1 pseudogene is annotated in these 243 nt (G+C 50.6%); it reads left to right on the top strand.

Annotation, left to right across the window (positions count from 1 at the left end):
* Positions 1 to 243 (top strand): annotated as a pseudogene (locus tag PAT3040_RS37435) (extracellular solute-binding protein); the annotation flags it as partial.

The following is a 243-nucleotide window of genomic DNA, read 5'->3' as shown; positions in this document are numbered from 1 at the left end:
GAACGAGCCGGAAGCCAATCCGGTACCGCTTGAGCCCGTGTCCACCAAAAACGGAAAATTCGGTCTGTACCAAGAAACGCCGCCTAATATTTTCGTAGCCTTCAATAAGGAAATGAAAAACCCGAAGGCCGCGGTCGAATATTTGGATTGGATGGTAGATGAGGGATGGAAGTCGCTGGTCAACGGAGAAGAGGGCGTTCATTACAAGGATGTTAGCGGAGTGGCCCAAATGCTAGATGCGGA

Origin of the sequence: Paenibacillus agaridevorans (assembly GCF_003112455.1) — a bacterium.
Classification (GTDB): Bacteria; Bacillota; Bacilli; order Paenibacillales; family Paenibacillaceae; genus Pristimantibacillus; species Pristimantibacillus agaridevorans.
The sequence above is the reverse complement of the archived record's forward strand: the minus strand, read 5'-3'. Positions and strand labels throughout refer to the sequence as shown.